We start from the raw sequence: 24,654 nt of genomic DNA, 5'->3' as shown, positions 1-24,654 counted from the left end.
ACCCATGAATCGCAAGAATGCGTTGTACCTGGCGCTGTTTTCCGCCGTTTCCGGCTCTGCACTGGCAACGCCGCCGACCGAAATGGACGCCGCGCCAGTGAGTACCGCGCCGCAAGCAGCCAAACTCGGCGCGGCGACGTTGCAGTCGGCAAGTCTGCGTGGGGGCATCCTGCCCACGCGTGTGGTGCAACTGACTGCGCCCACTAGCACCGAGATCAGTCGCGTGCGTGAGCGCCGCATCGCACAGGTCAAACATGGGCAGCCCCTGCAGATCGGGTTTTCGCGCACGGTTGCCAAGCCCCTGGTGAATCTGGCCACACTCGATTGGAAGATGGCCAAAGATGGCTCGCGCGTGGCGACCTTGAACGTCGGCTCCGCGCAGGCGGCCTCGCTGCGTGCGTCGCTGATCCTGCGTGGCGCCGGCGCCACGCCGGGCGATCCGTCCAAGGTGACGCTGCGCTTTGCCGGCGACGACGGCAGGGTGTTCGAACAATCCGGTGCCAGCTTCGCCGCCGGCGGCGACGCCATCGGCTGGTCGCCCACCGTAAACGGTGAGAATCTGCTGGTGGAGCTGTCGCTGCCGGCCGGCCAGTATCCGGAGAACTTCAGCCTGAGCATCCCGCAGCTGTCGCATCTGGACATCAGCCCCACCGCCAGCACGCGCGACATGATGACCATTGCCATCGGCGAGAGCGATTCCTGCCAGAACGATATCGTCTGCCGCGCCAATCCCACCGCCGGCTTCACCAACGCTGCAAAGGCGGTTGCGCGCATGGTGTTCACCACCAGTCAGGGCTCGTTCCTGTGCACCGGCACGCTGCTCAACAACACCAACTCGCCCAAGCGCAACCTGTTCTGGACTGCGGCGCATTGCATCAGCACGCAGACGGTGGCCAATACGCTGCAGACCTACTGGTTCTACGACGCGGCCAGCTGCAACGGCAACACTGCCAGCGCGCAGGCCACCACGTTGACCGGTGGCGCGTTCCTGCGCCACGCCAACACCACGCGCGACACCGCGTTGCTGGAGCTGAAGACCGCACCGCCAAGCGGCGCGTTCTATGCGGCCTGGAACAGCGCGGCGATCGGCGCGACCGGCACGTCGATCGTCGGTATTCACCACCCGTCCGGCGACGTCAAGAAGTACTCGCTGGGCACCGTCAACGGGCTGAGCACCAGCATCGACGGCAAGAGCCCGCTGTACCGTGTGGTCTGGAACGATGGCGTCACCGAAGGCGGCTCGTCCGGCTCGGGCCTGTTCACCGTCGCCAGCGGCGGGGCCTACCAGCTGCGCGGCGGCCTGTACGGCGGCTACTCGTTCTGCACCGCGCAGACCGACCCGGACTACTACTCGCGCTTCTCGGACGTGTATTCCAGCATTTCCACCTACTTCGGCCCGTAAGCGGATGATGCGCGTGGCAGGCGGATATCGCCTGCCACGTGCGACTGCGCTTGGCCTGTACAGAGTGTGTCGATCGTTTGATGTGCTGTGTGGATCGATCTGTGCGGGTTAATGTTTTGTGCGCTGACCTTTGGACCTCATCGGTCACGCGCGTCAGTCGTCATGCACTTCATCTGCAGTGCCCGGATGATGCAGACTTGGCAGCTCGTCCTTCAGCTGGATCGGCATGCCCGTTCAACGCACTCCTCATGTCATCGCCGCAGCTGCACTCCTGGCCTTGTCGCTACAGGTCACCGCCCATGCAGCCGGCAAGCCCGCCAATCGCGACGACGTCAAGGCCTACGCGCTGCAGCTGTGCCTGGACAATAACTATCAGCGCAGCGGCAAATACACCGCCGACCAGCTGCGCGATCGCTCCTATCTGCTGACCACCTATGCGCTCGACAATGCCAAGACCGGTGCCACCGACCGCCTGCATCGCTTCGTGGCCGAGCGGACGGCAGACTTCCATCGCGCCGAAGTGTCGATGAAGGACGAAGCCCGCCGCGGCCCGTTCAACCGGATCTTCGCGCAATGCATGGCGTTTTATCGTTCGCCTGCGTTGAACGAGTTCATCGCACGGGAGCTTTGAAGGCACTCGATGCAAGCCCACCGTTGGAAGGCGACGGATGGATCGAACGTGGCCGATTCGGAGAGGGTCATCGGACCGAGAGGTGCACGCACCGCATGCATCGCAGTTGCGGCTCTCCTGCATCGGGCGCGGGCATGCCGGTGCCGAGGTTTGCGTGGCGCCGTCGCAAACCCGGCCGCCCCACGATAGTCTGACGCAGTGCCACGCCCCGCCTGGCACATTCTCTCCCCCGCTTCGACAGGAGCCTTCATGTCCGCCCCTTCGCCACGCCCTTCCCGTCGCCAGGTGCTGCGCATCGCGCTGGCAGCGGCCACGCTGAGCGTGACGAGCCAGCTCGGTGCCGCGTTACGGCGCGAGCCGAAGGAAGACATCGCGTCATCCGACCCAACGCCGCCGGCGCCCTTCCCGGCCAAGGGCAGCGTGCTGGTGCTGCTCGGCACCAAGGGCGGCCCCACGCCATCACCGCTGCGCGCCGCGGCCGCCAATGCGCTGGTCATCGACAGGCAGCCCTACCTGATCGACTGCGGCAATGGCGTTGCTCATCAACTGGCCAAAGCCGGCATCCGCCTGCCTGCGCTGCGCGACATCTTCCTCACCCACCACCACTCCGACCACAATGCCGACCTGCTCAACGTGGTGTGGCTGGCCTGGGCCAGCGGGCTGCAGACGCCGGTGCATCTCTATGGCCCGCCCGGCATCGCCAGGATGGTGGATGCGTTTGTCGAGATGAATGCCATCGACATCGATGCGCGCATCCGCGAAGAAGGCCGCCCGCCATTCAAACAGCTGATCCATGTGCACGAGTTCGACCACCCCGGCACGGTGCTGCAAAACGACCAGGTCACCGTCACCGCCACGTTGGTGGATCACTACACGCTCAAGCCGGCATTCGCCTACCGCTTCGCCGCGCGCGACCGCACGGTGGTGTTCTCCGGCGATACGCGCTACCTGCCTGCACTGGCGGAATTCGCCAAGGACACCGACATCCTGGTGCACGAGGTGATGTACCTGCCCGCGCTGGAGAAGATGCTCAAGACCAACGACAACGCGCCGACCTTGCTCGACCATCTGCTCAAGAGCCATTCCACCAGCGAGGAAGTCGGCAGGATCGCTGCAGCGGCCAACGCAAGGATGCTGGTGCTGAACCACTTTGTCCCTGGCGGCGACCCGACGATCACCGATGCGATGTGGAGCGAGGGCGCGCGCAAGCACTATGCTGGGCCGATTGTGGTCGGCAAGGATTTGATGCGGTTGTAGTGGAGCAGTTGGGCACTGCAGCGATCGGTCGTCAGCGCATTCGATCTGCGTCCGGCCGCGATGTCGCGAACCGCCCTTAACCAGCCAAAGATCAAAATGCACTGCGGACCGGGCATCAAACAGTACGCGGCACTGCATCTCCGGTTTCGTGTGCCCAAGAGCGGCTAACACGTAGCACGCAGCCGTAAGGTGGGGCGTGGACGGCGCGCCCGGAACCGCAGTGTGCGAGCAGCCCATGCCGATTCCGCGCGCCGGCTATGCAGCCTTTTGCCAGCGGCCCTACGTCACCACCGGACTGCGCAGGCCCCATACGCTCGCGCCTGCCTTGCAATACGCGTCGATAAACGCCTGCTGTGCCGGCATCTGATCCACCGCGTGGCGGATCGGCTGGGCGATGCCGTCGAGCAGGCGACGCAGGTCGCGATCGGACACCGCGCGCGCCAGCGGGTGATGCTGTTCGGGCACGATGCCCTGCCCCATCAGCACATGGGTCCAGGAGTCGACGCGGAACAGTTCATCGGCCGCTTGCCAGGCATGTGCGCGTTCGCGCCAGGCGCGCAGGCGCAGGGTAAGCGAGTCGGGCAGTTCCATCGCGCGGCATTGGCGCCATAGCGGTTCGTCGCGCTGGGTGGCGTGGTAGTGCAGGATGATGAAGTCGCGCACATGTTCCATCTCGGCGCGGCTGATGTCGTTGAACAGCTCCACCTGCGAGGGCGCGATGCCCTCTGCCGGGAACAAGGCGATCAGACGCACCACTGCGGCAATGGTGAGATGAATGCTGGTGGACTCCAACGGTTCGATAAAGCCGCTGGCCAGGCCCAGCGACACCACGTTCCGGTTCCAGGCCTTGCGCCGGCGGCCGGTACGGAACGGCACCAGCCAGGGGTCCTTCAGTGCAGGCGCGGCCACATCGCGCAGCAACCTGGCATGCGCCTCGTCGTCGGACAGGTGCCTGCTGGAAAACACCAGACCATTCCCGACGCGATGCTGCAGCGGGATATGCCAGCGCCATCCGGCTTCGTGCGCGATGGCGCGGGTGTACGGCACCGGCGGGCCAAGCGCCTCGGTCTGCACCGCAACGGCGCGATCGCACGGCAACCAGTGGCTCCAGTCTTCGTAACCGGTGTGCAGTGCCTGTTCGATCAGCAGGCCGCGAAAGCCGCTGCAATCGATGAACAGATCGCCCTCGAGTAGCTGCCCGTCTTCCAGCAGCAGGCTGGCAACATCGCCGCTGTCTGGCTGCAGCGTCACCTGCTGGATCCTGCCCTCGATGCGCTTGACGCCACAGGCTTCGCTGCGTGCGCGCAGGAATCTGGCATACAACGCGGCATCCAGGTGATAGGCGTAATTGACCGCAGGTTCGCGCAGCAACGCGAAACGATCCACGCGCGAGGCAACGGTTTCCAGGCAGTAATCGCCAAAGCTGCCCGGCATGCCGCGGCGCTGGCTCTCCAGCCATAGATGATGGAAGGCGCACACCAGCGTGCTTTGCCCGGTGATACCGAACGGATGGAGATAGCGCTCGCCCTGGCGGCGCCAATGCTCGAAGGAGATCGACAACTTGAAGGTGCCGGCCACCGCGCGCAAGAACTCCTGCTCGTCGATCTGCAGGAAACGATGGAAGGTGCGGATCGGCGGCACCGTGGATTCGCCCACGCCCACGGTACCGATCTGCTCGGATTCGACCAGGGTGATCTCCAGCAGCTCGCGGAACTGATGCGACAGCGCGCAGGCGGCGATCCAGCCCGCGGTACCGCCACCGGCGATGACGACCCTGCGAATCGGGGCTTGGCTCACTGCGCGCTCCTGTGTGATGGATTGGGGGTGAGGTCTTGATCGATCGTCTGGACAACGCGGAAGGCCCGCAGGGAGCGGAACGCGTGAGTGGCGCATGCGAATACCGCACATCGGCCCTGCCCGTCCGGCAGCTGCGCAGTTGTCCGGTCGCTGGCCCTGGAACCAATCTGGCGCATCAGCGGTTGAGCTTGCCGATCAACATCGCGCGCAGCTGTCGCGCGAGCGTGGGGTCGATCGGGCCCAGCGCATGCCGTGCCTGCTCGGGCAGGTGCTCGCCCGCGCGCTCGGCAGGACCGAACACGTAGTAGTCGAACAGGGCGCGCCAGGCCTCCTTCTCCGCCGCCGGGCGATCGCGGATGGCCCACAGCGCGTGATACAGCGCGGGCATCGGCGCCGGCAGGTGCACGGGCACGCTGCTCCACCAGTAGTTGATCAGCACGTTGAACGGCTGCAGCGATTGCACGTGGTGCCACCACATACCAGGAATGAACACCGCATCGCCCGGCTCCAGCACGGCGGTGCGCGCCTGCGCCAGCGCCTGGGCGAAGCGTGGATACCGCAGCAGGTCCGGGTCGGCGATATCCACCATACTCACGACCTGCCCGCCCGGCGTGGGGTCCAGCGGGCCGGGATACAGGTTGACCACCTGCTCGGGCGGAAACAGCGTAAAGCGACGTTGTCCCACCGCGCAGCAGGCCAGGTTGTTGGGCGCATCGTAATGGCAGGAGGCGATGACGCGATTGCCGATCCAGATACTCGGCTGCACCGCGATGCCGCTGGCGGCGAAATCCAGATCGTTGCCTGCACGCAGACCCGGCAGGTTGTCGTCGACCGGCAACGAGGCCAGGTAGTAAGTAGGCGGCTGCGGATCGTCGCGATGCGTGACGATGGCCTGCAGCAGGCTACTCAGGTTGCCGCGCTGCACATCGAAATTCAGCGCACGGCAATCGTCGCTGTAGAACGGCCGGCCGGCGATCTCCGGGCCGCCGCGGGAATACTGCAGGGGGCGTCCACTATCGTGCGCGCGCAGCAGCGCCATCGCCTCCTCGGGGCTGCGCAGCCCGGCCTGCACCAGCGACCAGTCGCGTGCGATGCCACGCAGCACCACCGGCTCGGCGGCATCGCACAGCGCAGCAAGCGGCAGCGCGTCGGGGTGGCAATCGCTGCGCTCGGCGACGGCCGCGATGGAGGAGAAGGCTGCGCCGGTCGTCATGCGCTCAGGCAAACGCAGCAGTCGCAGACGCACTGTGCGCCTGCTGCAGGCGGCGCTGCTTCTCAGCCATCAGCCGACGCACGTTGTGCAGCGAGGCCAGCATCAGGAACGCAGCCTCCAGATAGCCGGCCCGATGCAGTTGCTGCAACGAGGACGCTTCGAGTGCGGCAAGCCGCTCGCGGTCGATGGCGAACAGGCCTTCCAGCTTGGTGGCGTGGGTGGCATCCAGCGCCACATCCAGCTGCACCGGCTGGATCAGCCCCAGCGCATCCAGCGCGGCTGCCATCGCCTGGCCGGCGTCCACACCGTCGCGGATGCCGCGCAGCACACCAACGATGTGCTCCAGGTACGGGCTGTGGCCGCCCTGCGGCAGAAACACCGCCTCGCCTTGGTGGCGGCTGATGCGTGGGTGCTCCAGATCGACATGGATCACCGGCTCCTGCACCAGGGCGCCATCGATACGCTGCTCCTGGAAACCGATCAAAAATGGCCCCTTGGCGACGATGCCGGGCAGATAGCTGGCAGTCCAACGGCCGTCCTGCAGAAACAGATTCTCGTCCTGTGCAAAGCCCAGCAACGCCACCGACTGGTAGCCGCCGGTGGCCGGATCCGTGCGAAAGAACAGCGGGTACTCGCGCTGCAACTCGGCGTATTCGGTGACGAACGCCGGCACCAGGCCGAGCGCATCGCCGAACTCGGCACCGAAGCGCAGCACGACGCGCAGATCATGATGCGCCACATTGTTGAGCACTGCGTATCGCGTCATCTGAAACTCCAACGGTGCTCCGCCACGGAGTACCGCATTGCGTGGAATGCCTTGATCGCGCGGCCAGGTGGCGCGCCCGCTGTTGGCGAGCATTGCCAAAAAGCGACAGGCCGGCAAGCGGCACAGCAACATGGGAACAAGCCTGCGCCACTCGGCGTCGCTGCGCTGCCATAGCGACCATCAGCAGGCGGGCGTTTGCTTGCAGGCAGCCGCAATGCGTGCCGGCTGCACCGACGAATGCGTCGCGGCACCGAGCTCGAGCCTGCAGTTGCGGTCGCCAGACCAGCGCCACGCAGGCTGACAACTCGACCCCGGCCACTCGACGCAGCCAGCGAACGATTGCCCGGCTGCCTCAAAAAAAGCGCACCACAGGCCCGCAGCAGGCTGCACGTCGGCATCTGCCACACCAGGCACCGGCTGCGCTCACCGGGAGGGAAGTGAGCGCAGCCGGTGGGTCAGAACGCGTAACGCACACCCAGCGTGTAGCGCGGCTGCTGGTCGATCAGGCGGATGATCTGCTTGTCCGAGCGCCCATGCCAACGCACGTCCTCGCCGGTGAGGTTGATCGCCTCAAAGCCCACGGAGAGCTGCTTGCTGAAGCTGTAGCTGACGCTGAGATCCAGCTGCTGATAGGCCTCGACGTAGTACGGATTGCGGTTGGCATTGTCCTGGTTGGCGGCGATCAGGTACTGGTCGCGCCAGTTCCAGGCCAGCCGCGCACTCCAGCCGTATTTTTCGTACATCAACATCACATTGGCGGTGTCGCTGAGGCCAAGCAGCGCGAACTGGTCGCGGTCGATCACCGTGTTGTCGAAGCCCACATCGCCTTCGACGATGGTGTAGTTGGCGTAGATGCCGAAGCCGGTGCCGTCGAAGAAGTACTGCCCGCCCAGTTCCCAGCCGTGGATGTTGGCCTTGTTCTGGTTGACCGGGCGCGACACGTCGAACTGATACAGCGGATCAGAAGCATTGCCGACGATGTCGTAGGCGTTCTCCAGTGCCAGGCTCTGTGCGGAGCTGCCGTTGTAGGCGGCCAGTCCGCCGGTGGCCGCGGCGTTGCGCAGCAGCGCCATTGCCGCAAACAGCGAGGTGTCGTTGGCCGAACACGCAGCCGCGACGTCGTTGCCCGAAGCACCCACCTGCGCCGCGCAGGCGCCGCTCTGCAGGAATGCCAGCGCGGACTGGGCATCCGGGCCGGAGGTGGGATCGCGCAGCCCGAACAGGGACTCGCGCGACACCGTGTTGCCGATGAAGTTGCTGACGCGCTTGTTCCAGAACGTGGCCGACACATAGCTGGCATCGGCGAAGTACCACTCCAGCGCCAGATCGAGGTTGTCCGATTCCAGCGGATCCAGTTGCGGGTTCTGCGAGCTGCCGCCGGCACGGTTGGAGGGATTGATCAGGATCGAGCCGTTGGGCGTATTCGGCGTCGGGCCGGCGATCAGGTTGTTGTAGGGCGCACGTGCGATGGTCTGGCCGAACGAGGCGCGTGCTTTCAGCTGATCGGAGATGTCGATGCTGAAGTCGAGATTGGGCAGGATGTAGTTGTAGCTGGTCTTTTCGCTGAAGGGCTGCTGCTCGGTGGAGCGCAACAGCTGGAAGTCGTTGTTGGCCTGCCACAACAATGCCGTGGGCGTAGCCACCTGCGAGGTGGATTCCACGTCGGTACGCTCGTAGCGCAAGCCCAGCCGCGTATTGGTGGTCATGCCGGAGATATCGCCCTTCAGTTCCAGCTGCACGTAGGCGGCGCGGGTCTTCTCTTCCACCTGGTTGTCGGCGCTGTATTGCGGGTTGTAGCGGGTCGTGGCGCCATACTGGCTGCCACCCCACAGCGCCAGCTGATCGGCATCGCCGCGCCATGCACTGGGTGCCGCGCCGTTGGCGTTGAAGTCCTCGAACATGCCGGTGATGCTCACCGGTCGCAGCAGCGCCTGCATGCCCGGCTCGTTGCCGGCATTGGCCACACCCCAGTCGCCCAGGGTCGAATAGGTGTCGCTGGTAAGCCGGTTCATGGTGGTGTCGGCCGTGCTCACGCCGAACTGGAAGCGCCCGTCCTCGAAGTCGAAGGTGCCGTCCATGCGGCCTTCCTTGATCTCGGTGACCTGCGATTGATAGAAGATGCGCAAGACCTGCGAGCCGAGCTCGACGGGGGTGAAATCCGGGTTGAGCACGCCGTTGGTACCGGCCAGGGAATCGGCCGCGGTGGGATACCAGGTGCGTGCGCCGATCGGCAGGCCGTTGTTGAAGCGCAACTCCTGCCCCCATTGACCGCCGCAGGAGGGTCCGTTGCTGCAGTTATTGGTGCCGGCAAAACTGAAATACGTGGCGCTGCCGCCGGTGACCGGGTCGTTGGGCAGGCTCTTGGTCTTGGAGTTGTGCGCATCGAAGGACAGCTGGAAGCGATCGCTCACCTGCCAATCGGCATTGAAGCCGAGCGAGCCGAGCGTGTACTTCTGCTCGTTGCGCTGCTGCTCCATGCCGAAGTCCTTGGCACCGTTGGGCACATCGCGCAGATACACCGGCGTGGCCACCGCCTGGCCGGTATCGAAGGTCAGATCGGTGAAGCTGTTGGCGCGCTGCAGCCAGATGCCCTGTTCGCCGCGCTCTTCACGGATCTCGTTGGACGAATAGGTGTAATCCAGGGTCAGGGTGAGGCTGTCGCTGGGTGCGAACTGCAGCACCGCCTGGCCGTTGGTGCGCTCGCGCTGGAAGTCGGCAAACGCATAGCGCAGATCGTTGGGCATGCCGTACAGCTGGCCGATCGCCGGTGCATTGGTCACCACCGCATCCGGACGCAAGGCCGGATCGGTGCCGGTCCAGCGCTGGATGTTCCAGGTGTTTTCGGTGGCCTGCACCGAGCCGCCGTGACGCTTCTGATAGCTGCCGCTCAAGCCGATGCCGAAGGTCTTGTCGGCATTGGTATAGCTGAAGATGCCGGAGACTTCAGGAGTGAGCGAATCGCCGAACGGCTGCGAACGATCCGACACCATCTTGGCGCCGGCATTGGCCACCACGCCCTCGTGATTGAACGGCTTGTCGGTCTGGATGTTGATGGTGGCGCCGATGCCGCCGCTGGGCGCGGTGGCACGGCTGGTCTTGAATACCTCGATCCCGGTGATGGCTTCGGAGGCCAGCTGGGCGAAATTGAACGCGCGCGTGCCCACCTCCACCCCGCCGATCGGGGTCTGGCCCGGCGCGCCGAACGCATCGGCGCCGGGAATCAGGCGGCCGTTGAGCGTGACCGTATTGAACTGCGGGCCAAAGCCGCGTGCGGTGACCTGCGCGCCTTCGCCATCGCGGCGCTCGATCGAGATCCCGGTGATGCGTTGCAGCGACTCGGCCAGATTGGTATCGGGAAATTTGCCGATGTCTTCGGCACTGATCGCATCCACCACTCCGGCAGCATCGCGCTTGATGCCCATCGACTGATCCAGGCTGCTGCGGATGCCGGTGACATTGACCGCATCCAGGGTGGTGGCGGTTTGTGCGCCGGACTGCGGCGGCGACACCTGCTGCGCGGCAGCGTCCTGCGCAAAGGCGGGGTTGATCACCAGGATGCCACCGACGAAGGTAAACATGGCCTTCGACTTGAACTTGCTCAACGTACGACGCATCGATCTATCCTCGGGTCTGGAGTCCAACACCCACGGCCGTGGTCGCGGAATGCGACGCGGCGCTTTGCCTGGCCACGCGCTTGGACGGCACGCGGCATACATCCCTGCACAGCACTTGCCCTGATGCGCCGCCTCGACCGCCGGCGCCCCCTCCTGATGCCAGCCGTGCGCGTGCAACGTCCCTGACGGACGCGACCTGCTGCCGGACTTGTACAGCACCTGCGACTGCCTTCCCAACCAGTACGCCTGCAAGACATGCACTGCCGTGCGCCTCTGCACTCATCCCGGTGTCAGCAGGCGATGCAGAAAACTGATAGCGCTAACACGCGGCGCAGCCTAGTCATGCGTGCCGGGGCTTGTCACCGTGCGTTGCAGCAAACACACCAGGCCACACGCAGGCACACAACACCGCGCGCGCTTGAGCCCGCAGCACGAATGCAGACGCAGCGTGGCTGTAAGCGTTACCAGCCTGTGACCTCGGCAAATGCGCTGCAGCGGCGTTGTCGCACGTCGTCGCGTAGCGGCGAGAACACCGCATGGAACAGTTGCGCAAAGCGTCGCTAGGATTGCAACGCGGCAGCCTTCAGTACCCACGTGCTGAGCAACGCATCCACGTGGCAGTTGAAGTCGATGCGAGCACACCGTTGCGCGCCTGTCTTCGACATCGGACTGCACGGCGCAACGAAAAACGGCGCAATCGCTGCAATCGATTGCGCCGTTGCCGACGGTAAGCCGCGTGCGCTGAAAGCCCGCAGCATCTGCGCCATTGCAGCGCAGATGCCTGCATCGACAGCCGCTAGCCGATCGTATTGACCTGGTTGTCGCCACGCTGGGCATCGGGCAACACATGGTCCGGATCCAGCGTCACATGCAGCACTTTCTGCGTGGTCGGCAACGTCAGCTTGGGCGCGGTGTTCTGCAGCCAGGTTTCCACCGGCACGCGGCGGTCCAGATGGCTGCCGTCGGCCAGGTCCACCCGCACGGTGACCGGCATCACCAGTTTCTGGCTGCTGCGCAACGTGAGTTGCAGGCCCTTGGCAGGATCGTGATCGACGTAATGGGCCTCGCTGATGCCCATATCCAGCTGCCAGTTGTTGAGATACCAACCGCGCCACCACCAGGCCAGATTCTCGCCACTCTCGCTTTCCATCAGCCGGAAGAAGTCCGATGGCGTGGGGTGCTTGTAGGCCCAGCTCGCGATGTATTTGCGGAAGGCCGGATCGAAGCGTTCCGGCCCCAGGATCTGCTCGCGCAACAGCACCAACCCCAATGCGCCCTTGAAATAGGTCAACGAATGACGGTAGGTCTCGCTGGTGGAATCGGCGTTGTCCATCAATGTCGGCGCGCTGGCATCGGCCAGCAGCGGCAGGATTTCGTCGACCGGGTTGCCACCCTTCGGCGCATATTCCGAGTCGCGCTTGGGCGCGTACTCGCCCTTGTTGAAGGCATCGGACGCATAGACGTCGATGAAGGTGTTGAAGCCTTCGTCCATGAACGCGTGGCGGCGCTCGTTGGAGCCGACGATCATCGGGAACCAGGTGTGGCCGATCTCGTGCGCGGTGATCCAGAACAACTCCTTGCCGCTGTCCTCGAAACCGTCGAAGACGATGCCCGGATACTCCATGCCCGCACCGTACCCGCCCAGGTTGATCGCGGCCGGCCACGGATAGGGGTACCACTGCGAGAAATGTTCGATCGCGCCTTTGACGTATTCGGTGGAGCGGTTCCACTTGTCCGCGCCCACACCTTCCAGCGGATACACCGACATCGCCAGCGAGGTCTTGCCGCCTGGCAACTTGATGCGCGCGGCATCCCACACAAATGCTGGCGAGGCGGCAAACGCCACATCGCGGGTGTTGTCCATATGGAAGCGCCAGGTGCGCGTGGTGGCTCCCGCGGGTTTGGCCGCGCGCGCGGTCACTTCCTCGGGCGTGCGGATCAGCACCGTGCGATCGCTGCTGCGTGCCTGTTGCAGGCGTTGCTGCTCGGTGCGGCCGAGCACCTCGGCCGGATTGGTCAACGCACCGGAACCGGCAACCAGGAAGCCCTCCGGTACGGTCACCGCGTAGTCGAAGTCGCCGTACTCCAGATAGAACTCCGAGCCCAGGTACGGCTGGGTATCCCAGCCGCGCAGATCGTCGTAGACGGCCATGCGCGGATACCACTGCGCGATCTCGTAGATCTCGCCCTGCTTGCTCGCACTGACCGCGGTGCGCCCGCCCCAGGTGCCCGGAATCGTGTAGCGGTAGCGGATATGCATGGTCAGCGCCTTGCCCTGCCCCGCCAACGGCTGCGGCAGGTCCACCCGCATGCGGGTGTCGTCGACGACGAAGTGCGCGGGCTGGCGACGCCCGCCGTCGTCGATCTCGACACTGGCGATCTGCATGCCATCGGTGAACTGGGTGCGGCGTGAGGGCCGGCTGGCGGCAGCGCGCGCATCGGCGCGGTAGATGTTCTGGTCCAGTTGCAGCCACAGCGCATCCAGCGTGTCCGGGCTGCGGTTGGTGTAGTGGATCGCCGCCTCGCCGGTGAGCGTGTGGGTCGCCGGGTCGATGCTGGCGTTGAGCGTGTAGTCGGCACGGTTCTGCCAGAACGACGGGCCGGGGACGCCGCTGCCGCTGCGGTAGGCGTTGGGCGCATCGGGCAGTTGCAGCGGTGCGAACAGGGCCAGCGGATCGAAAGCACTCGCCGGCGCGGTGGCGCTGGCTGCGGGCGCGGCGTGCGCGTACGAGGTGACGCACGCCAGCGACAGCGCAACGGCGAGCGATCGGCGCAAGGTGGGGAACATGCGTGAAGTCCTGCGGCGGAGGGGAACCCCATCCTACGGTCGTCTTCCCCCGTCACGGTACTGCCATTGGTCCCGGTGGCGGCATTGCAGCCTCGAGGGTGACGGGCCGTCCGGCATGCAGCAGCGGCGCAGCCGCCACGGTCCGCGCGCGCGCTGCAGATGTCGATCACGTCACGGCGGCGCAGCCGGCGCACGTCACTTCAGCCGGCTGCAGGCCGCGACAGTCGCAATGCGCCATCCCCGCCCTCGGCCAGCGTATCGCCCGGATTGCTCAGCCGGCAGCGGCGCAGCGACAGACAGCCGCAACCGATGCAGTCGGTGAGCTGGTCGCGCAAGGCCTGCAGTTCGGCGATGCGCGCATCCAGTTGCCCGCGCCAGCGAGCCGACATGCGTGCCCATTCCGCACGCGTGGGCGTGCGCTGGTCCGGCAGCACCGAGAACGCATCCAGCACCTGCTGCAACGGCACGCCGAGCCGTTGCGCCACGCGAATCACGGCGATGCGCCGCAACACATCGCGCGCATAGCGGCGTTGATTTCCCGCAGTACGCAGGCTGCAGATCAAGCCCTTGCGCTCGTAGAAATGCAATGCCGACACCGCCACGCCGCTACGCTTGGCCACCTCGCCCACGGACAACTCACGCTGCATTGCCTTGACCTCAACCTTGGTTGAGGCAGGATGCTGCGCGGCCATGACCGGTGCAAGCACCGGCGTCATGGCTCTACACCCTGCCGTCCTGGATGCTCGATGCCCACCGATACCGCCCTGCCCGCCAGCTCACCTGGCGACACCTCACCCAGCTCCATCCTGGCCGCTCCGTATCGCGCCGCAACGCTGGGCATGGTGGCGCTGGTGTCGCTCAATGCCTTCGAATCGCTGGCGGTGGCCGCCGCCATGCCGACCGTCGCGCACGAATTGAATGGCTTGCCGCTGTACGCGCTGGCGTTCGGCGGCACCCTGGCGACCAGCGTGGTCGGCATGACCGCCGCCGGGCGCTGGAGCGACCGGCGTGGCCCCGGCGGGGCGCTGGCTTACGGCCTGCTGTGCTTCGTGATCGGCCTGCTGGTGGCAGGACTGGCGCCGAGCATGCCGGTGCTGATTGCCGGCCGTCTGCTGCAGGGCCTGGGGGCCGGCGCGTATTCGGTGGCGCTGTACGTGATCGTCGGGCGCTTGTATCCGGACGCCTTGCGGCCCCGCGTGTTTGCCGCGTTTTCGGCCGGCTGGGTGGTGCCGTCGTTGATCGGGCCGGGCATCAGTGGATGGACCGTGCAGCACGTTGGCTGGCGCTGGGTGTTCCTGTCTGTGCCGCTGCTGGCGATTCCGGCCGGGCTGATGCTGTGGCCGGCAATCCGCGGGCGCACTTGGTCGCGCGACACGGCCGGTGCATCGAATGCCGCGTTGTGCTGGGCGGTGGGAGCGGCATTGGGCGTACTCGGCGTGTATCTGGGCGGGCAATTGCACGGCACGAGCGCGTTGCTGGCGATGCTGCCGGCATTGCTGCTCACCGTGTGCTGCGCCTGGCAACTGTTGCCGGCCGGCACACTGCGGCTTGCGCGCGGGCTGCCCAGCGTGATCGCGCTGCGCGGGATCGCCGCGGCGGCCTTCTTCGGCTTCGAAGCGTTCCTGCCATTGCTGCTGTCGCGCGAGCGCGGCCTGTCGCCACTGCTGGCCGGCGTGGCGCTGAGCGTCGGCGCGCTGGGCTGGTTCAGTGGCTCCTGGTACCAGGGCCATAGTCGCGCCGGCTGGTCGCGCCCACGCCTGCTCACGACCGGTGCGTCCTTCATGTCGCTGGGCATCGTGATCAGTGCGGGGGCGGTGTGGCCGGTCATCCCGGTGCCGGTGGCGATTGCCGGCTGGGCGCTGACCGGCCTGGGCATGGGCCTGCTGTATCCGAGCCTGTCGGTGTTGACGTTGTCGCTGTCGCCGCCGGCGCAGCAAGGCGCCAACAGTTCGGCACTGCAGTTGAGCGAGGCGATTGCGGTGGCCGGCATGCTGGCGTTGGCCGGTGCATTGTTCGCCGCGCTGCTGGCCTCCGCGACTGCGGGCGCCTACCTGAGCGTGTTCGCCCTGGCGTGGCTGCTGGCGGTGGCGGGCTTGTTCGTGGCGCGGCGGGTGTGATGGGTGATGGGTGTGCGATATGCGATGTGGGCAAAGTGTCGAAGTAAGGAAAGGAAGCACTGATCGCCAGCGCCGATGCGTTGCGCTCGGTCGCTGTGTATCGCCTGCATCGCATGCAGCGCGCGCGCTCTGCACGACTTGCATGATCTGGACGCTCGGCACGGCGCCATGGCATGGCGCAAGGCAGACCGGGACGCCGCACCGCTCACGGCGCGACCGACTTTGCCGATCCTGTCGAGATCGCTGCGATCGAGGCCGGAAAGACGCATCCGCGAGCAGCTGGCCATTTTTTCGCCACCCATCTTGACAGCGTTGCAGGCCGGGGCCTGCGCCCACTTGTCCACAGCCTTGTGCAAGTTCCATCCACAGGCGATGTGGAAAACCTGCGCTGCGCGGCAGGCAGCGCAGGGCTTGCGCGCCACTGCAGCGTGTGTCGGGCGATGCGGCATGGCAGCCGCGTCACGCGGCGCGGGCCATGGCGTACGGCCCGGCCATGCGGAGCAAGCGCTTCACTCACGCGCATATGCAAGGGCGATCGCAACACATGGCACCGCCGCGCCACGGCGGCGATGCGCACTCCTGCAGCATCAGTCCAGAATCACGTGCGGCACGAAGCGCGAGGTGTCGCGGGTGATCGGGCCGTCGTCGTCGCGCATGCCCAGCCCGGCCGGACGATCGGCCACCACCCAGCTGCCCACCAGCGCATGCCGGCCATCAAACACCGGCAACGGATGATGCGCCTGCAGGATCGCCGGCCCGTCCACATATGGGCCGTCGGTCTGCGCAGCGTCGCCCTGTGCGCTGACCAGGGAAATATTGGCGCCCTCGCGCGACAGCAGCGGCTTGCGTACCCAGCCTGCCGTGGGCGCTTCGCCCGCTTGCGCAAAGTGCGCCGGCAGCAGGTTGGGATGGCCCTGATGCCGCTCCCACAGCAGCGGCAGGATGCCCTTGTTGCTCAGCACCGATTTCCACGCCGGCTCGATCAGGCGCACGCGGTTGGCGCACAGCGCCGGGCCGAAGCGTTCTTCCATCATGAATTCCAGCGGGTAGAGCTTGAACAGCGTGTGGATCACCCGGTCCTGCTCGTCGGTGAACCAGCCATCGGCGCTCAGGCCGATGTCTTCGATGGCCACTTCCTCGGTACTGATGCCCACCTGATGCGCGCAGTCGCGCAGGTAGCGCACCGTGGCGCGGTCTTCCAGCGACTCGCGCACCGCGGAGAAATGCATCTGCGCACCGAGCGCGCCATCCACCGCCAGCGCGCCCAGGGTTTCGCACAGCAGGTCCTGGATCAGGTTGTACTGATCGGTGCCCTTGGGCAGCGCACCGGCGGCGATCTGCTGTTCCAGCCACAGCCACTGGAAATATGCCGATTCGTACAGCGAGGTCGGCGTGTCGTAGTTGAGCTCATACAGCTTGGCCGGGCCATTTCCGGCATAGGCCAGGTCCATGCGGCCGTACAGATGCGGGTCGCGGTTCTTCCACGAGGTGGCGATCCAGTCCCAGTAGAACGGCGGGATCGCCAGCTGCGTCATCAGCTGTTCCGAGCCCACCACCTCGTCCACCAACTGCATTGCCATGTCGTGCAGTTCTTGCGTGGGCGCTTCGATGTCGTGTTCGATCTGCTGCAGCGTAAACGCGTAGTACGCGCTTTCGTCCCAGTACCGCTCGCCGTCGATGGTGTGGAAATGGAAGCCGAGCGCCTCGGCCTGCTCGCGCCAGTCCGGGCGCTCGGCAATTGCGATCCGTTGCATGTCAGCCGCCGTATCCGGAGCTGCGCCCGCCGCTGCCGAACGAACTGCGCGCCGCCGCACTGGAGCCGAAACCCGAGCGCGACACGGTGATCGCCCGCGACGGCATGTCGATGGCACCGCTGCGCCCGCGGACGGTGCCGACGCGGTTGCTGGCCAGATCGCCATTGGGCTTGTAGTACCCACCGCTGCGGTAATCGCGGTACAGCGGCACCGCGCCGCCATAGCGATAGCCGCCACCACCGGTCATGTTGCCCAACGCGTAGCCCAGCAAAAACCCGCCCATCGGCGGGATCCAGCTCTGCTGGCCCTGCGCCGTCTGCACCGCCGTGCAACTGCCGAACTGCTCGTCGCACTCGTAGCGCGTATTGAAGCGCGGCGCGGCCTGCTGGTGCTTGGCCACCGCCTCGTCGTAGGCCTTGAGGCATTGCTGGATGTCGGTCTGTTCCTGCTTGATCTGGTAGCAGTCGGAGGCCGACTGCAGCACCACGCCGGTTTCCGGTTCGGAACCGCAGCCGGTGACGAAGGCGGCCGGCAATGCGGCCATCAGGGTGAGCTTGAGATTGCGTGATCGCTTCATGCCTGCGCTCCGTTACGGCGTGATCGCTGCGGCATTGATCAGCCCGACCGCAATCGACACGCCGGCCGAGAAGATGCCGGCGGCGGTGACGTTGTCGGTGATCTGCCGCGAGATGCGCCCGGCCACCAGGTTGGCCAGCAGATACGCCACGACCTGGATGCCGCAGGCGACCGCACCCCAGATCAGCGCATCGACCAGGCTCACCGAATGGGTGATGGCCGAATGCAGCGGCAATGCCACACCGATCAGGTTGCCGGCCAACGCGGTGGCCGCAGCCACGTTGCCTTGCCGCAGCAGGGTGAAATCCTTGTGCGGGGTGACCAGGGTCACCAGCACCACCGCGACGATCAACACGCCCAGGCCGGTGCCGAAGTAGGAAAGAAACGCGAGAAAACTCTGCAGGTTGATCGGGTTCATGACAGGACCAGTGTAGGTGGAAGACGAGCGCGCACGCTCAGGTGATATCCAGATCGGCGACGGTGACATCGATGCCGACTGCATAGGTGACGCAGAATTCGTTGGGGCCGGAATCCTCGCCGGTGACCAGCAGGAATTCCTCGCGCTGCAGCTCCGGCACATCGCGGCTGTAGAGCATGGCGTAGTGGGTCAGATCGCCATCGCGGCGTGGCGGCTGATAGCGGTACAGCACCTCGTCGTAGGCGATCGGCGGAATCCGCGCGGCATCGTCGGTGGACTGCGTGGCGCGCTGCCAGCGCTTGCCGGCGTACTCGATCTGCGCCGCACCCAGATGCGGATGCTGCATCACGAACTCCTGAAACGCCTGCTTGCTGGGCGGATTGACCGTCTCGCAATACACGAACGCCTTCATCGCTTCCAGATCGCCGCCGACCGTGGTGACCTGCAGGAACGCATCGTCGTCCAGATAGAAACGGTGCAGGGCATAGCCGTCGCCCAGATTGACATGGCCGTAGCACGGAATGCCTTGATGCCCGCCCGGCAGCTCGGCGGTCATGGCCTCCGGTGCCATGCGGTACAACGTGGTATCGATCTCCAGCTGCCCCCCCACGCGCAAGCCCAGCGGCAGCGCGTGACCGATGGCGCCAGTGCCGGATGCGGGCAACGGCGGCGGTTGTGGTTGACCGAACAACTTGCTGAAAAAACTCATCGTCATGCACCTTGTGGCGATGGGGAACGGGACACGGTGGCAGCGCGCAGCGCCTGCCATGCGATGGCATGCGCGGGCACGCGCTGTTCGGCCAGGTAGTACAGCATGGCACCGGCCGGCACCGCGGTGTGTGCGGGCGGGTTCAAGCGCAGCGCGCCATCGGGCGCGCGCAGGCCCAGCAACAGGGCGCCGCGCTGACCAAAATCGGCGGCCAGCAGGCGGTAGTCCAGCGGGTCGACATCGGCAGGAACCGCCAGGCTGAACTGGGTCGGGCCATCGTCCACCGACAGCAGTTCGGCCGTGATCGCCGCGCTGCCCGGATCCTGCGCAGCGCGGGCCAGGATCTCGGCGGTCATCGGCCGCGTGCATTCGATCGCCGGATAGTGGCAATTGACCAGCCGCGCGGCGCTGCCCAAGTCGAAGTGCGCCACGATGTGCGCACGCGGCGCATGCGCCATCAGCGCGAACACCGCCGCCAGGGTCTGGTCGTCCGAGGGCGGGTTGACGATCACCCGCGCCGCGCCGGCGATGCCGGCACGCAGGTAGACCTCGGTATGCGTATACGACTCGGCGGCAATGAAGCGCATATGGTCGGGCATCGGGTTCTCGGCCACGCCCTCGGCGATCAGCACCACGCCTTCGTCGTCGGTGGCGGTGTCGGACAGCAACAGCTCCAGCAGGCGCATGGACGCGGCGCCCTGCCAGCCGATCAGGATGGTGTGCCCGCGCAGATCGGCGTAAGCCATCTTGCCCATGTGGTGGCGCCTCCAGAAGGTAATGAGCACGCCGCTGGTCTTGGCCAGCACCGTGGCGAACAGCGCCACTGCGCCCGGCATCAGCACGAACGCGGCGATATAGCGCCCGGCCACCGAACCCGGCGACAGGTCGCCGTAGCCGATGGTGGTGGCGGTGGTCATGTAGTAATACGGAAACGCGTCCAGGCCAACGAGCCTGTGCTCGCCGGCCAGCAGCAGCAACACCCAGCTCAGCGCCATGTGCGCCAGCAATGCCAGCGCCACCATGCCCCAGCTGACGCGGCGCACGTGGCGCCGCAATACCCGCAACAGCTTTCCGACGATGATCATGGCGCGTCCTGTGCCGTGCGGCGGATCAGCTGTCGCTGCGCGGAACCTGCTGCACGTCGCGCACCTGGCCGATCAGCGGCGCGCTGCCGCCGGCGGTGTCGTGGCCGAGCTGGACCGGCTTCTTGAAGCGTGCCAGCACGGCGGCGGCGTTGGACTCGCCTTCCATCAGGCCGGCCGCAGCCAGACGCCGATTCAGATCGCCGTCGCCGCTGGACGCTTCCAGCTCTTCGGCCGATTCGATGCGTGCGGAGGTTTCGGCCTGACGCGCCTTGATCCGCTCCAGCGATTCCAGTGCCGAGCCCATCTTGCTGCTGGCGCCGGAATGCCGCGCGGCAATCGCCGCCTGCGCCTTCTGCACCGCGTCGGTGGCCTTGACCGTATCGATCTGCTGGCGCATGCCGCGCAGCTGGTTCTCGGTCTTCTGGATGGTGGCCTTGAGCGTCACCACCGACTGGTCCAACGCCGTCTTGGAGGCCTTGTCGCCGGTGTCCTCGCTTTCCAGCGCAGCGAGTTTGCTCGCCACGTCGTGGGCCAGCGATTCGTCGCCCTTGGCCAGCGCACCTTCGATGTAGCGCGTGTATTCGGCCATCTTGCCGGCGCGCGCGTCGATCTTCTGCTGGGCAAGCTTGCTCTGCGCCATCAGCTTGGTCAGCTCTTCACGCGAGCGCGTGAGCTGGGCACCGGCATCGCGCATTTCCTGGTCCAGGATGCGCAGCGCGTTGGCGTCGACCGCCTTCTGGCCGGTTTCGTGTGCAGTGCCACGCAGCAGCGTGATCAGCTTTGAAAAGATACTCATGACAACACGCCTTTAGGAAAAGAACGGCTTGAGAGATTCGGCGGCATCCAGCGTATTGGCCGCCAGGGTCTGGATTTCCTCGTCGATCTGGTCGAGCGTGGACGACGCCGACAGTTCGCCGAAGACCACATAGCTGTCCTTGCCGTCGACCTGCACCAGGCCCAGGTTGGACAACGGGTTGAGCGGGTTGAGCCGCAGGCAGGCATCGTTGAACGCCGCGCGGTCGCTGACCTGGTCGGCATTGGCCAGCAGCGTGGAGACGAACACCTGCGAGCCGGAGGCGGCGACCTGGATCTGCATGTCGCCATGCTCGGCCAGGGTGAGGTTGATGGCCGGTTCCAGGCCGTCGATCAGCTCGACCTCGATCGGCTGGTCGCGGTAGCGCTCGGCCAGCAGGCCGTGCAATTCGACAGTGGTGTACTGCGTCATACGATGTCCTGTCCTTTGGTCATGCAGCGGTGGTGATGCAGATGCAGTGATGCGGCAACGGTCGTGCAATGGGCGGACATACTACAGACTGTCCGCGACCGGCAGAAAGGGCCGGACGTCGGCCGGTCAGGCCAGCGGCAGGCGGTAGTAGACCACCCGTTCAGTCGGCTCGAAGCCGCATGCCGCATGCGCCGCCTGGGCGCCGCTGTCTTCCAGCCGCGCATCGGAGGCCAGCTCCGCGCAGCCCTGCTGCCGCGTCCACTCCACTGCCGCGGCCACCAGCGCGCGACCCAGCCCGCGGCCGCGCCGGGCTGGACTCACATACCAGCCTTCCAGAAAGCCCACCGGCGTGCTGTCGGTGCCGTTGACGTAGTCGTGGCGCACCGAGACCTCGGCAAACCCCAGCGCCGCATCCGCGTCGTCCACCACCAGCAGGTGGCTGGCGTCTGCCTGCGCCAGCGCGGCCTGCAGCTCGGCGAGGCTGTCGTCGGCGACGCCATCGTCGGCATCCGGCCACAAGGCCAGGCGCAAGGCTAGCAAGGCCTGCGCATCGGCGCCGACCGCCGCACGCACCCGCCACCCGGCCTGCGCGCTCACGGATACAGCATCCGCTTGCTCCAGTGGCTGGCCGCATCGGCCTCGTAACGCCAGCGCTCGTGCAGGCGGAACGTGGCGCCGTACCAGAACTCGAATGCCTGCGGCACCACCCGGAACCCGCCCCAGCCATCCGGACGCGGCACCTCGCGGCCTTGGAAGGTGGCTTCGACCTTGGCGATGGCCGCGTCGAACTCCTCGCGCGAGCCCAGCGTCTGCGACTGCAGCGAGGCCCAGGCACCGATCTGGCTCATGCGCGGGCGCGAGGCAAAGTAGGCATCCGATTCCTCCGCGCCGACCAGTTGCACCCCGCCTTCGATGCGCACCTGGATGCCGGCCTCGCGCAGGCTGCGCCACAGGAACAGCAGGGCGGCCTGCGGATGGGTCTGCAGGTCGCGGCCCTTGGCGCTGTCCAGATGGGTGTAGAACACGAACCCGCGCGCATCGAAAGCCTTGAGCAGCACGGTGCGCGCGCTCGGCCGACCGTCCACGTTGGCGGTGGCGACGGTCATTGCGCTGGCTTCGAGCTCGGCGCCGGCATGCGCCTCGGCATACAGCGCGGTAAAGGTGGCAAGGGCTTCTGCGTACAGATCGGTCATGGCGGTGCGAGGGCAGCAAGATTGACGCCTATTGTGGGCGCATCGCGCCTGCTTCGCCTATGCGCGGCGGCTGACAGGTCCGCGCGCGCTGCCAGGACCTGCGGCTGGCGCCCGGAAAGCGTGCTGCGCAATCGCGCCCGCCACCCCGACGGCACGCCGCGCGACACCGTGGTGTTCTCCCACGTTGCGCGCGTGCTCCTGGGCGTCCTTGCGTCGCCGACGCCTGGCTGCCAAGCGCTCGCCACGTTCGCTTGCAGCCGTTCTCCACGCCGCGGCGGGTGTCGGTGCTGCTGCGTGCAGCCGACGGGCGCCGCGCAGGAATGGTTTCAGTCCATGCCGATCGGCCCGATGCGCGGGCCCGAATGCTACGATCCCTGCGCATGAACCCCGCTCCCAATCTCGTGATGGTCGGCCCGATGGGCGCCGGAAAAAGCTGTATCGGCCGCCGCCTGGCCGAGCGCTTCGGGCTGGAGTTCGTCGATGTGGACCAGGCCATCGTCGAGCAGGTCGGCAGCAGCATTCCGGCCATTTTCGAGCAGCATGGCGAAGCGCGGTTCCGGCAGCACGAGGGCCAGACCCTGCAGACGCTGCTGGAGCAGGACAACAAGCTGATTTCCACCGGCGGTGGCGCGGTGCTGGATCCGCTCAACCGCCAGCGCATCCGCGAGCGCGGCTTCGTTGTGTACCTGCACGTCAGCGTGCCGGCACAGCTCACCCGGCTGGCGCGCGACCGCAACCGGCCGCTGTTGCAGCGCGCCGACCGCGAGCAGGTGCTGCACGCGATGGCCGCGCAGCGCACCCCGCTGTACCAGGAGGTCGCCGACCTCAGCCTGGAAACCGATCACTTCTCCCCCGCCGAGGCCACCGCGCAGCTGGTGCTGCGCCTGGCCGCGCAATGGCGTATGTCGAGTACCCCCGCATGACACCTTCCCGTTCCTCGCGCAGCGTCGATGTCGACGGTGCGCAGCCGTACACCATTACCATTGCGCCCGGCCTGCTGGCCGACGGCGCGCGCCTGGCCAGCCATGTGCGTGGCCGCCACGCATTGCTGCTCAGCGACTCGCAGGTGGCCCCGCATTACGCTGCCGGCCTGCGCAAGGCGCTGCTGCAGGCGCGCCCGGACCTGCAGCTGGGCGAGCTGGTGATCGCCGCCGGCGAGGCTTCCAAGACGCTGGACAATTTCGGCGCCGCGATCGCGGCATTGGCCGAGCTGGGCGCCACCCGCGATGCCTGCGTATTCGCGCTCGGCGGTGGCGTGGTCGGCGATCTGGCCGGGTTTGCGGCGGCCTGCTGGATGCGCGGGGTGGACTGCGTGCAACTGCCCACCAGCCTGCTGGCGATGGTGGATTCCTCGGTCGGCGGCAAGACCGCGGTGGACATCCCGCAGGGCAAGAACCTGGTCGGCGCGTTCCATCCGCCACGCGCGGTGATCGCCGATACCGACACCTTGCACACCCTGCCCGCGCGCGAGCTGCGCGCCGGGCTGGCCGAGGTGATCAAGTACGGCGCCATCCGCGACCCGCTGTTCTTCCAGTGGCTGCATGCCGAACGCCGCGCGTTGCTGGAGGGCGATGCCGACGCGCTGGCGCAGGCGATCGCGCGCAGCTGCGAGCACAAGGCCGACATCGTCGCGCGCGACCCGCTGGAAAAGGGCGAGCGTGCCCTGCTCAACCTGGGCCACACCTTCGGCCATGCGATCGAGACCGAACAGGGCTACGGCGCACCCGGCAACGACAACCTCAACCATGGCGAAGCGGTCGCGGTGGGCATGGTGCTGGCCGCCCGGCTGTCGGCCGCGCTGGGCATGAGCGATGCGCAGGACACCGAGGCGCTGCGTACCCTGCTGCACGAGTTCGATCTGCCGACCGCCATTCCGCCCGGCCTGTCGCCACAGGCACTGCTGGGGCGCATGCGGCTGGACAAGAAGAACATCGCCGGCCGCCTGCGGCTGGTGTTGTGGCGCGGCATCGGCAAGGCCGAGGTGGTGCCCGATGTCGACGAGGCGGCAGTGCTGGAAATCCTGACAGGCTGAGCAACGCCATCGCTCACTAGTCTCCGGCCCATTCGTAGGAGCGCCTCCGGGCGCGACAGGGCCTTGCCGGTAGATCC

At 66.5% G+C, this 24,654-nt stretch carries 21 protein-coding genes and 1 other RNA gene; 6 read left to right on the top strand and 16 right to left on the bottom strand.

Translation table 11 applies throughout. The features are described 5' to 3' along the window. Positions 1 to 4 precede the first annotated feature (4 nt). The 3 genes from FHT09_RS04110 to FHT09_RS04100 all read left to right on the top strand — a co-directional run bounded on the left by FHT09_RS04110 (position 5) and on the right by FHT09_RS04100 (position 3,290). Positions 5 to 1,402 carry a trypsin-like peptidase domain-containing protein gene (locus FHT09_RS04110; protein ID WP_184416857.1) on the top strand — a complete coding sequence of 466 codons (1,398 nt, stop codon included), beginning with the start codon at positions 5 to 7 and terminating at the stop codon, positions 1,400 to 1,402. Between the two features lie 226 nt (positions 1,403 to 1,628). After that, complete coding sequence (locus FHT09_RS04105; RefSeq protein WP_104607009.1) at positions 1,629 to 2,033, top strand: hypothetical protein; 405 nt, start codon at positions 1,629 to 1,631, stop codon at positions 2,031 to 2,033. 249 nt (positions 2,034 to 2,282) lie between these two features. Beyond that, entirely contained in the window at positions 2,283 to 3,290 is a 1,008-nt protein-coding gene (locus tag FHT09_RS04100; RefSeq protein ID WP_104607008.1) for an MBL fold metallo-hydrolase, read from the top strand. A gap of 162 nt (positions 3,291 to 3,452) precedes the next feature. Here FHT09_RS04100 and FHT09_RS04095 read toward each other — a convergent pair. The 7 genes from FHT09_RS04095 to soxR all read right to left on the bottom strand — a co-directional run bounded on the left by FHT09_RS04095 (position 3,453) and on the right by soxR (position 14,115). Continuing rightward, positions 3,453 to 3,527, bottom strand: a non-coding RNA gene (locus FHT09_RS04095) — sX9 sRNA. A gap of 42 nt (positions 3,528 to 3,569) precedes the next feature. Continuing rightward, positions 3,570 to 5,087: a tryptophan halogenase family protein gene (locus FHT09_RS04090; protein WP_104607007.1), complete on the bottom strand. Its 1,518-nt coding sequence runs from the start codon at positions 5,085 to 5,087 to the stop codon at positions 3,570 to 3,572. Between the two features lie 175 nt (positions 5,088 to 5,262). Next, the gene (locus FHT09_RS04085) at positions 5,263 to 6,300 is read right to left on the bottom strand and encodes a cupin-like domain-containing protein (protein WP_104607006.1); all 1,038 of its coding nucleotides are present in this window, start codon (positions 6,298 to 6,300) and stop codon (positions 5,263 to 5,265) included. Positions 6,301 to 6,304: 4 nt separating this feature from the next. Next, positions 6,305 to 7,066, bottom strand: coding sequence for a SapC family protein (locus FHT09_RS04080; protein WP_104607028.1), 762 nt, complete (start codon positions 7,064 to 7,066; stop codon positions 6,305 to 6,307). A gap of 455 nt (positions 7,067 to 7,521) precedes the next feature. Continuing rightward, positions 7,522 to 10,680: a TonB-dependent receptor gene (locus FHT09_RS04075; protein ID WP_181141409.1), complete on the bottom strand. Its 3,159-nt coding sequence runs from the start codon at positions 10,678 to 10,680 to the stop codon at positions 7,522 to 7,524. A gap of 796 nt (positions 10,681 to 11,476) precedes the next feature. Then, positions 11,477 to 13,468, bottom strand: a complete 1,992-nt coding sequence (locus tag FHT09_RS04070; RefSeq protein ID WP_104607003.1) for a M1 family metallopeptidase — start codon at positions 13,466 to 13,468, stop codon at positions 11,477 to 11,479. A 200-nt stretch (positions 13,469 to 13,668) separates the two neighbouring features. Next, positions 13,669 to 14,115, bottom strand: a complete 447-nt coding sequence (soxR, locus tag FHT09_RS04065; RefSeq protein ID WP_104607027.1) for a redox-sensitive transcriptional activator SoxR — start codon at positions 14,113 to 14,115, stop codon at positions 13,669 to 13,671. A gap of 99 nt (positions 14,116 to 14,214) precedes the next feature. Here soxR and FHT09_RS04060 point away from each other — a divergent pair, with 99 nt between their 5' ends. Continuing rightward, positions 14,215 to 15,585, top strand: coding sequence for an MFS transporter (locus FHT09_RS04060; RefSeq protein WP_104607002.1), 1,371 nt, complete (start codon positions 14,215 to 14,217; stop codon positions 15,583 to 15,585). A 587-nt stretch (positions 15,586 to 16,172) separates the two neighbouring features. Here the strand turns inward: FHT09_RS04060 and FHT09_RS04055 are convergent. From FHT09_RS04055 to pdxH, 9 genes are all read right to left on the bottom strand, one after another. Beyond that, entirely contained in the window at positions 16,173 to 17,339 is a 1,167-nt protein-coding gene (locus tag FHT09_RS04055; RefSeq protein ID WP_104607000.1) for a glutathionylspermidine synthase family protein, read from the bottom strand. 1 nt (position 17,340) lies between these two features. Next, on the bottom strand, positions 17,341 to 17,916 hold the full coding sequence (locus FHT09_RS04050) for a DUF1190 domain-containing protein (protein ID WP_104606999.1): 576 nt from the start codon (positions 17,914 to 17,916) through the stop codon (positions 17,341 to 17,343). Positions 17,917 to 17,928: 12 nt separating this feature from the next. Next, entirely contained in the window at positions 17,929 to 18,333 is a 405-nt protein-coding gene (locus FHT09_RS04045) for a DUF350 domain-containing protein (protein WP_005995053.1), read from the bottom strand. A gap of 37 nt (positions 18,334 to 18,370) precedes the next feature. Then, a complete protein-coding gene (locus FHT09_RS04040; protein ID WP_166774391.1) occupies positions 18,371 to 19,048 on the bottom strand; it encodes a YjfK family protein in 678 nt (225 codons plus the stop codon). Then, positions 19,045 to 20,127, bottom strand: coding sequence for an ion channel (locus tag FHT09_RS04035; RefSeq protein WP_104606998.1), 1,083 nt, complete (start codon positions 20,125 to 20,127; stop codon positions 19,045 to 19,047). The genes FHT09_RS04040 and FHT09_RS04035 overlap by 4 nt, the downstream gene beginning before the upstream one ends. Positions 20,128 to 20,152: 25 nt before the next feature. Further along, entirely contained in the window at positions 20,153 to 20,923 is a 771-nt protein-coding gene (locus FHT09_RS04030) for a PspA/IM30 family protein (RefSeq protein ID WP_104606997.1), read from the bottom strand. Positions 20,924 to 20,935: 12 nt separating this feature from the next. Further along, complete coding sequence (locus tag FHT09_RS04025) at positions 20,936 to 21,352, bottom strand: YjfI family protein (RefSeq protein WP_104533991.1); 417 nt, start codon at positions 21,350 to 21,352, stop codon at positions 20,936 to 20,938. A 126-nt stretch (positions 21,353 to 21,478) separates the two neighbouring features. Continuing rightward, positions 21,479 to 21,949 carry an aminoglycoside 6'-N-acetyltransferase gene (aac(6'), locus tag FHT09_RS04020; RefSeq protein ID WP_104606996.1) on the bottom strand — a complete coding sequence of 157 codons (471 nt, stop codon included), beginning with the start codon at positions 21,947 to 21,949 and terminating at the stop codon, positions 21,479 to 21,481. After that, positions 21,946 to 22,545, bottom strand: a complete 600-nt coding sequence (gene pdxH, locus FHT09_RS04015) for a pyridoxamine 5'-phosphate oxidase (protein WP_104606995.1) — start codon at positions 22,543 to 22,545, stop codon at positions 21,946 to 21,948. The genes aac(6') and pdxH overlap by 4 nt, the downstream gene beginning before the upstream one ends. A gap of 380 nt (positions 22,546 to 22,925) precedes the next feature. Here pdxH and FHT09_RS04010 point away from each other — a divergent pair, with 380 nt between their 5' ends. Together FHT09_RS04010 and aroB are read left to right on the top strand one after the other, a co-directional pair. Beyond that, positions 22,926 to 23,468 (top strand): shikimate kinase, encoded by a 543-nt coding sequence (locus FHT09_RS04010; protein WP_104535977.1) that lies wholly within the window; start codon positions 22,926 to 22,928, stop codon positions 23,466 to 23,468. After that, entirely contained in the window at positions 23,465 to 24,577 is a 1,113-nt protein-coding gene (gene aroB, locus FHT09_RS04005) for a 3-dehydroquinate synthase (RefSeq protein WP_104606994.1), read from the top strand. The genes FHT09_RS04010 and aroB overlap by 4 nt, the downstream gene beginning before the upstream one ends. Positions 24,578 to 24,654 lie beyond the last annotated feature (77 nt).

This window comes from Xanthomonas sp. CFBP 8152 (genome assembly GCF_014199025.1).
GTDB classification, from domain to species: Bacteria; Pseudomonadota; Gammaproteobacteria; order Xanthomonadales; family Xanthomonadaceae; genus Xanthomonas; species Xanthomonas arboricola_B.
Note: the sequence above shows the minus strand (reverse complement) of the source record. Positions and strands in the feature narration are given on the sequence as shown.

Bases quoted from the DNA above. Each gene is read 5' to 3' on its own strand.
- FHT09_RS04110 (WP_184416857.1), top strand. From the start codon at position 5: ATGAATCGCAAGAATGCGTTGTACCTGGCGCTGTTTTCCGCCGTTTCC.
- FHT09_RS04105 (WP_104607009.1), top strand. From the start codon at position 1,629: ATGCCCGTTCAACGCACTCCTCATGTCATCGCCGCAGCTGCACTCCTG.
- FHT09_RS04100 (WP_104607008.1), top strand. From the start codon at position 2,283: ATGTCCGCCCCTTCGCCACGCCCTTCCCGTCGCCAGGTGCTGCGCATC.
- FHT09_RS04085 (WP_104607006.1), bottom strand. From the start codon at position 6,300: ATGACGACCGGCGCAGCCTTCTCCTCCATCGCGGCCGTCGCCGAGCGC.
- FHT09_RS04080 (WP_104607028.1), bottom strand. From the start codon at position 7,066: ATGACGCGATACGCAGTGCTCAACAATGTGGCGCATCATGATCTGCGC.
- FHT09_RS04075 (WP_181141409.1), bottom strand. From the start codon at position 10,680: ATGCGTCGTACGTTGAGCAAGTTCAAGTCGAAGGCCATGTTTACCTTC.
- FHT09_RS04070 (WP_104607003.1), bottom strand. From the start codon at position 13,468: ATGTTCCCCACCTTGCGCCGATCGCTCGCCGTTGCGCTGTCGCTGGCG.
- soxR (WP_104607027.1), bottom strand. From the start codon at position 14,115: ATGCAGCGTGAGTTGTCCGTGGGCGAGGTGGCCAAGCGTAGCGGCGTG.
- FHT09_RS04060 (WP_104607002.1), top strand. From the start codon at position 14,215: ATGCCCACCGATACCGCCCTGCCCGCCAGCTCACCTGGCGACACCTCA.
- FHT09_RS04055 (WP_104607000.1), bottom strand. From the start codon at position 17,339: ATGCAACGGATCGCAATTGCCGAGCGCCCGGACTGGCGCGAGCAGGCC.
- FHT09_RS04050 (WP_104606999.1), bottom strand. From the start codon at position 17,916: ATGAAGCGATCACGCAATCTCAAGCTCACCCTGATGGCCGCATTGCCG.
- FHT09_RS04045 (WP_005995053.1), bottom strand. From the start codon at position 18,333: ATGAACCCGATCAACCTGCAGAGTTTTCTCGCGTTTCTTTCCTACTTC.
- FHT09_RS04040 (WP_166774391.1), bottom strand. From the start codon at position 19,048: ATGACGATGAGTTTTTTCAGCAAGTTGTTCGGTCAACCACAACCGCCG.
- FHT09_RS04035 (WP_104606998.1), bottom strand. From the start codon at position 20,127: ATGATCATCGTCGGAAAGCTGTTGCGGGTATTGCGGCGCCACGTGCGC.
- FHT09_RS04030 (WP_104606997.1), bottom strand. From the start codon at position 20,923: ATGAGTATCTTTTCAAAGCTGATCACGCTGCTGCGTGGCACTGCACAC.
- FHT09_RS04025 (WP_104533991.1), bottom strand. From the start codon at position 21,352: ATGACGCAGTACACCACTGTCGAATTGCACGGCCTGCTGGCCGAGCGC.
- pdxH (WP_104606995.1), bottom strand. From the start codon at position 22,545: ATGACCGATCTGTACGCAGAAGCCCTTGCCACCTTTACCGCGCTGTAT.
- FHT09_RS04010 (WP_104535977.1), top strand. From the start codon at position 22,926: ATGAACCCCGCTCCCAATCTCGTGATGGTCGGCCCGATGGGCGCCGGA.
- aroB (WP_104606994.1), top strand. From the start codon at position 23,465: ATGACACCTTCCCGTTCCTCGCGCAGCGTCGATGTCGACGGTGCGCAG.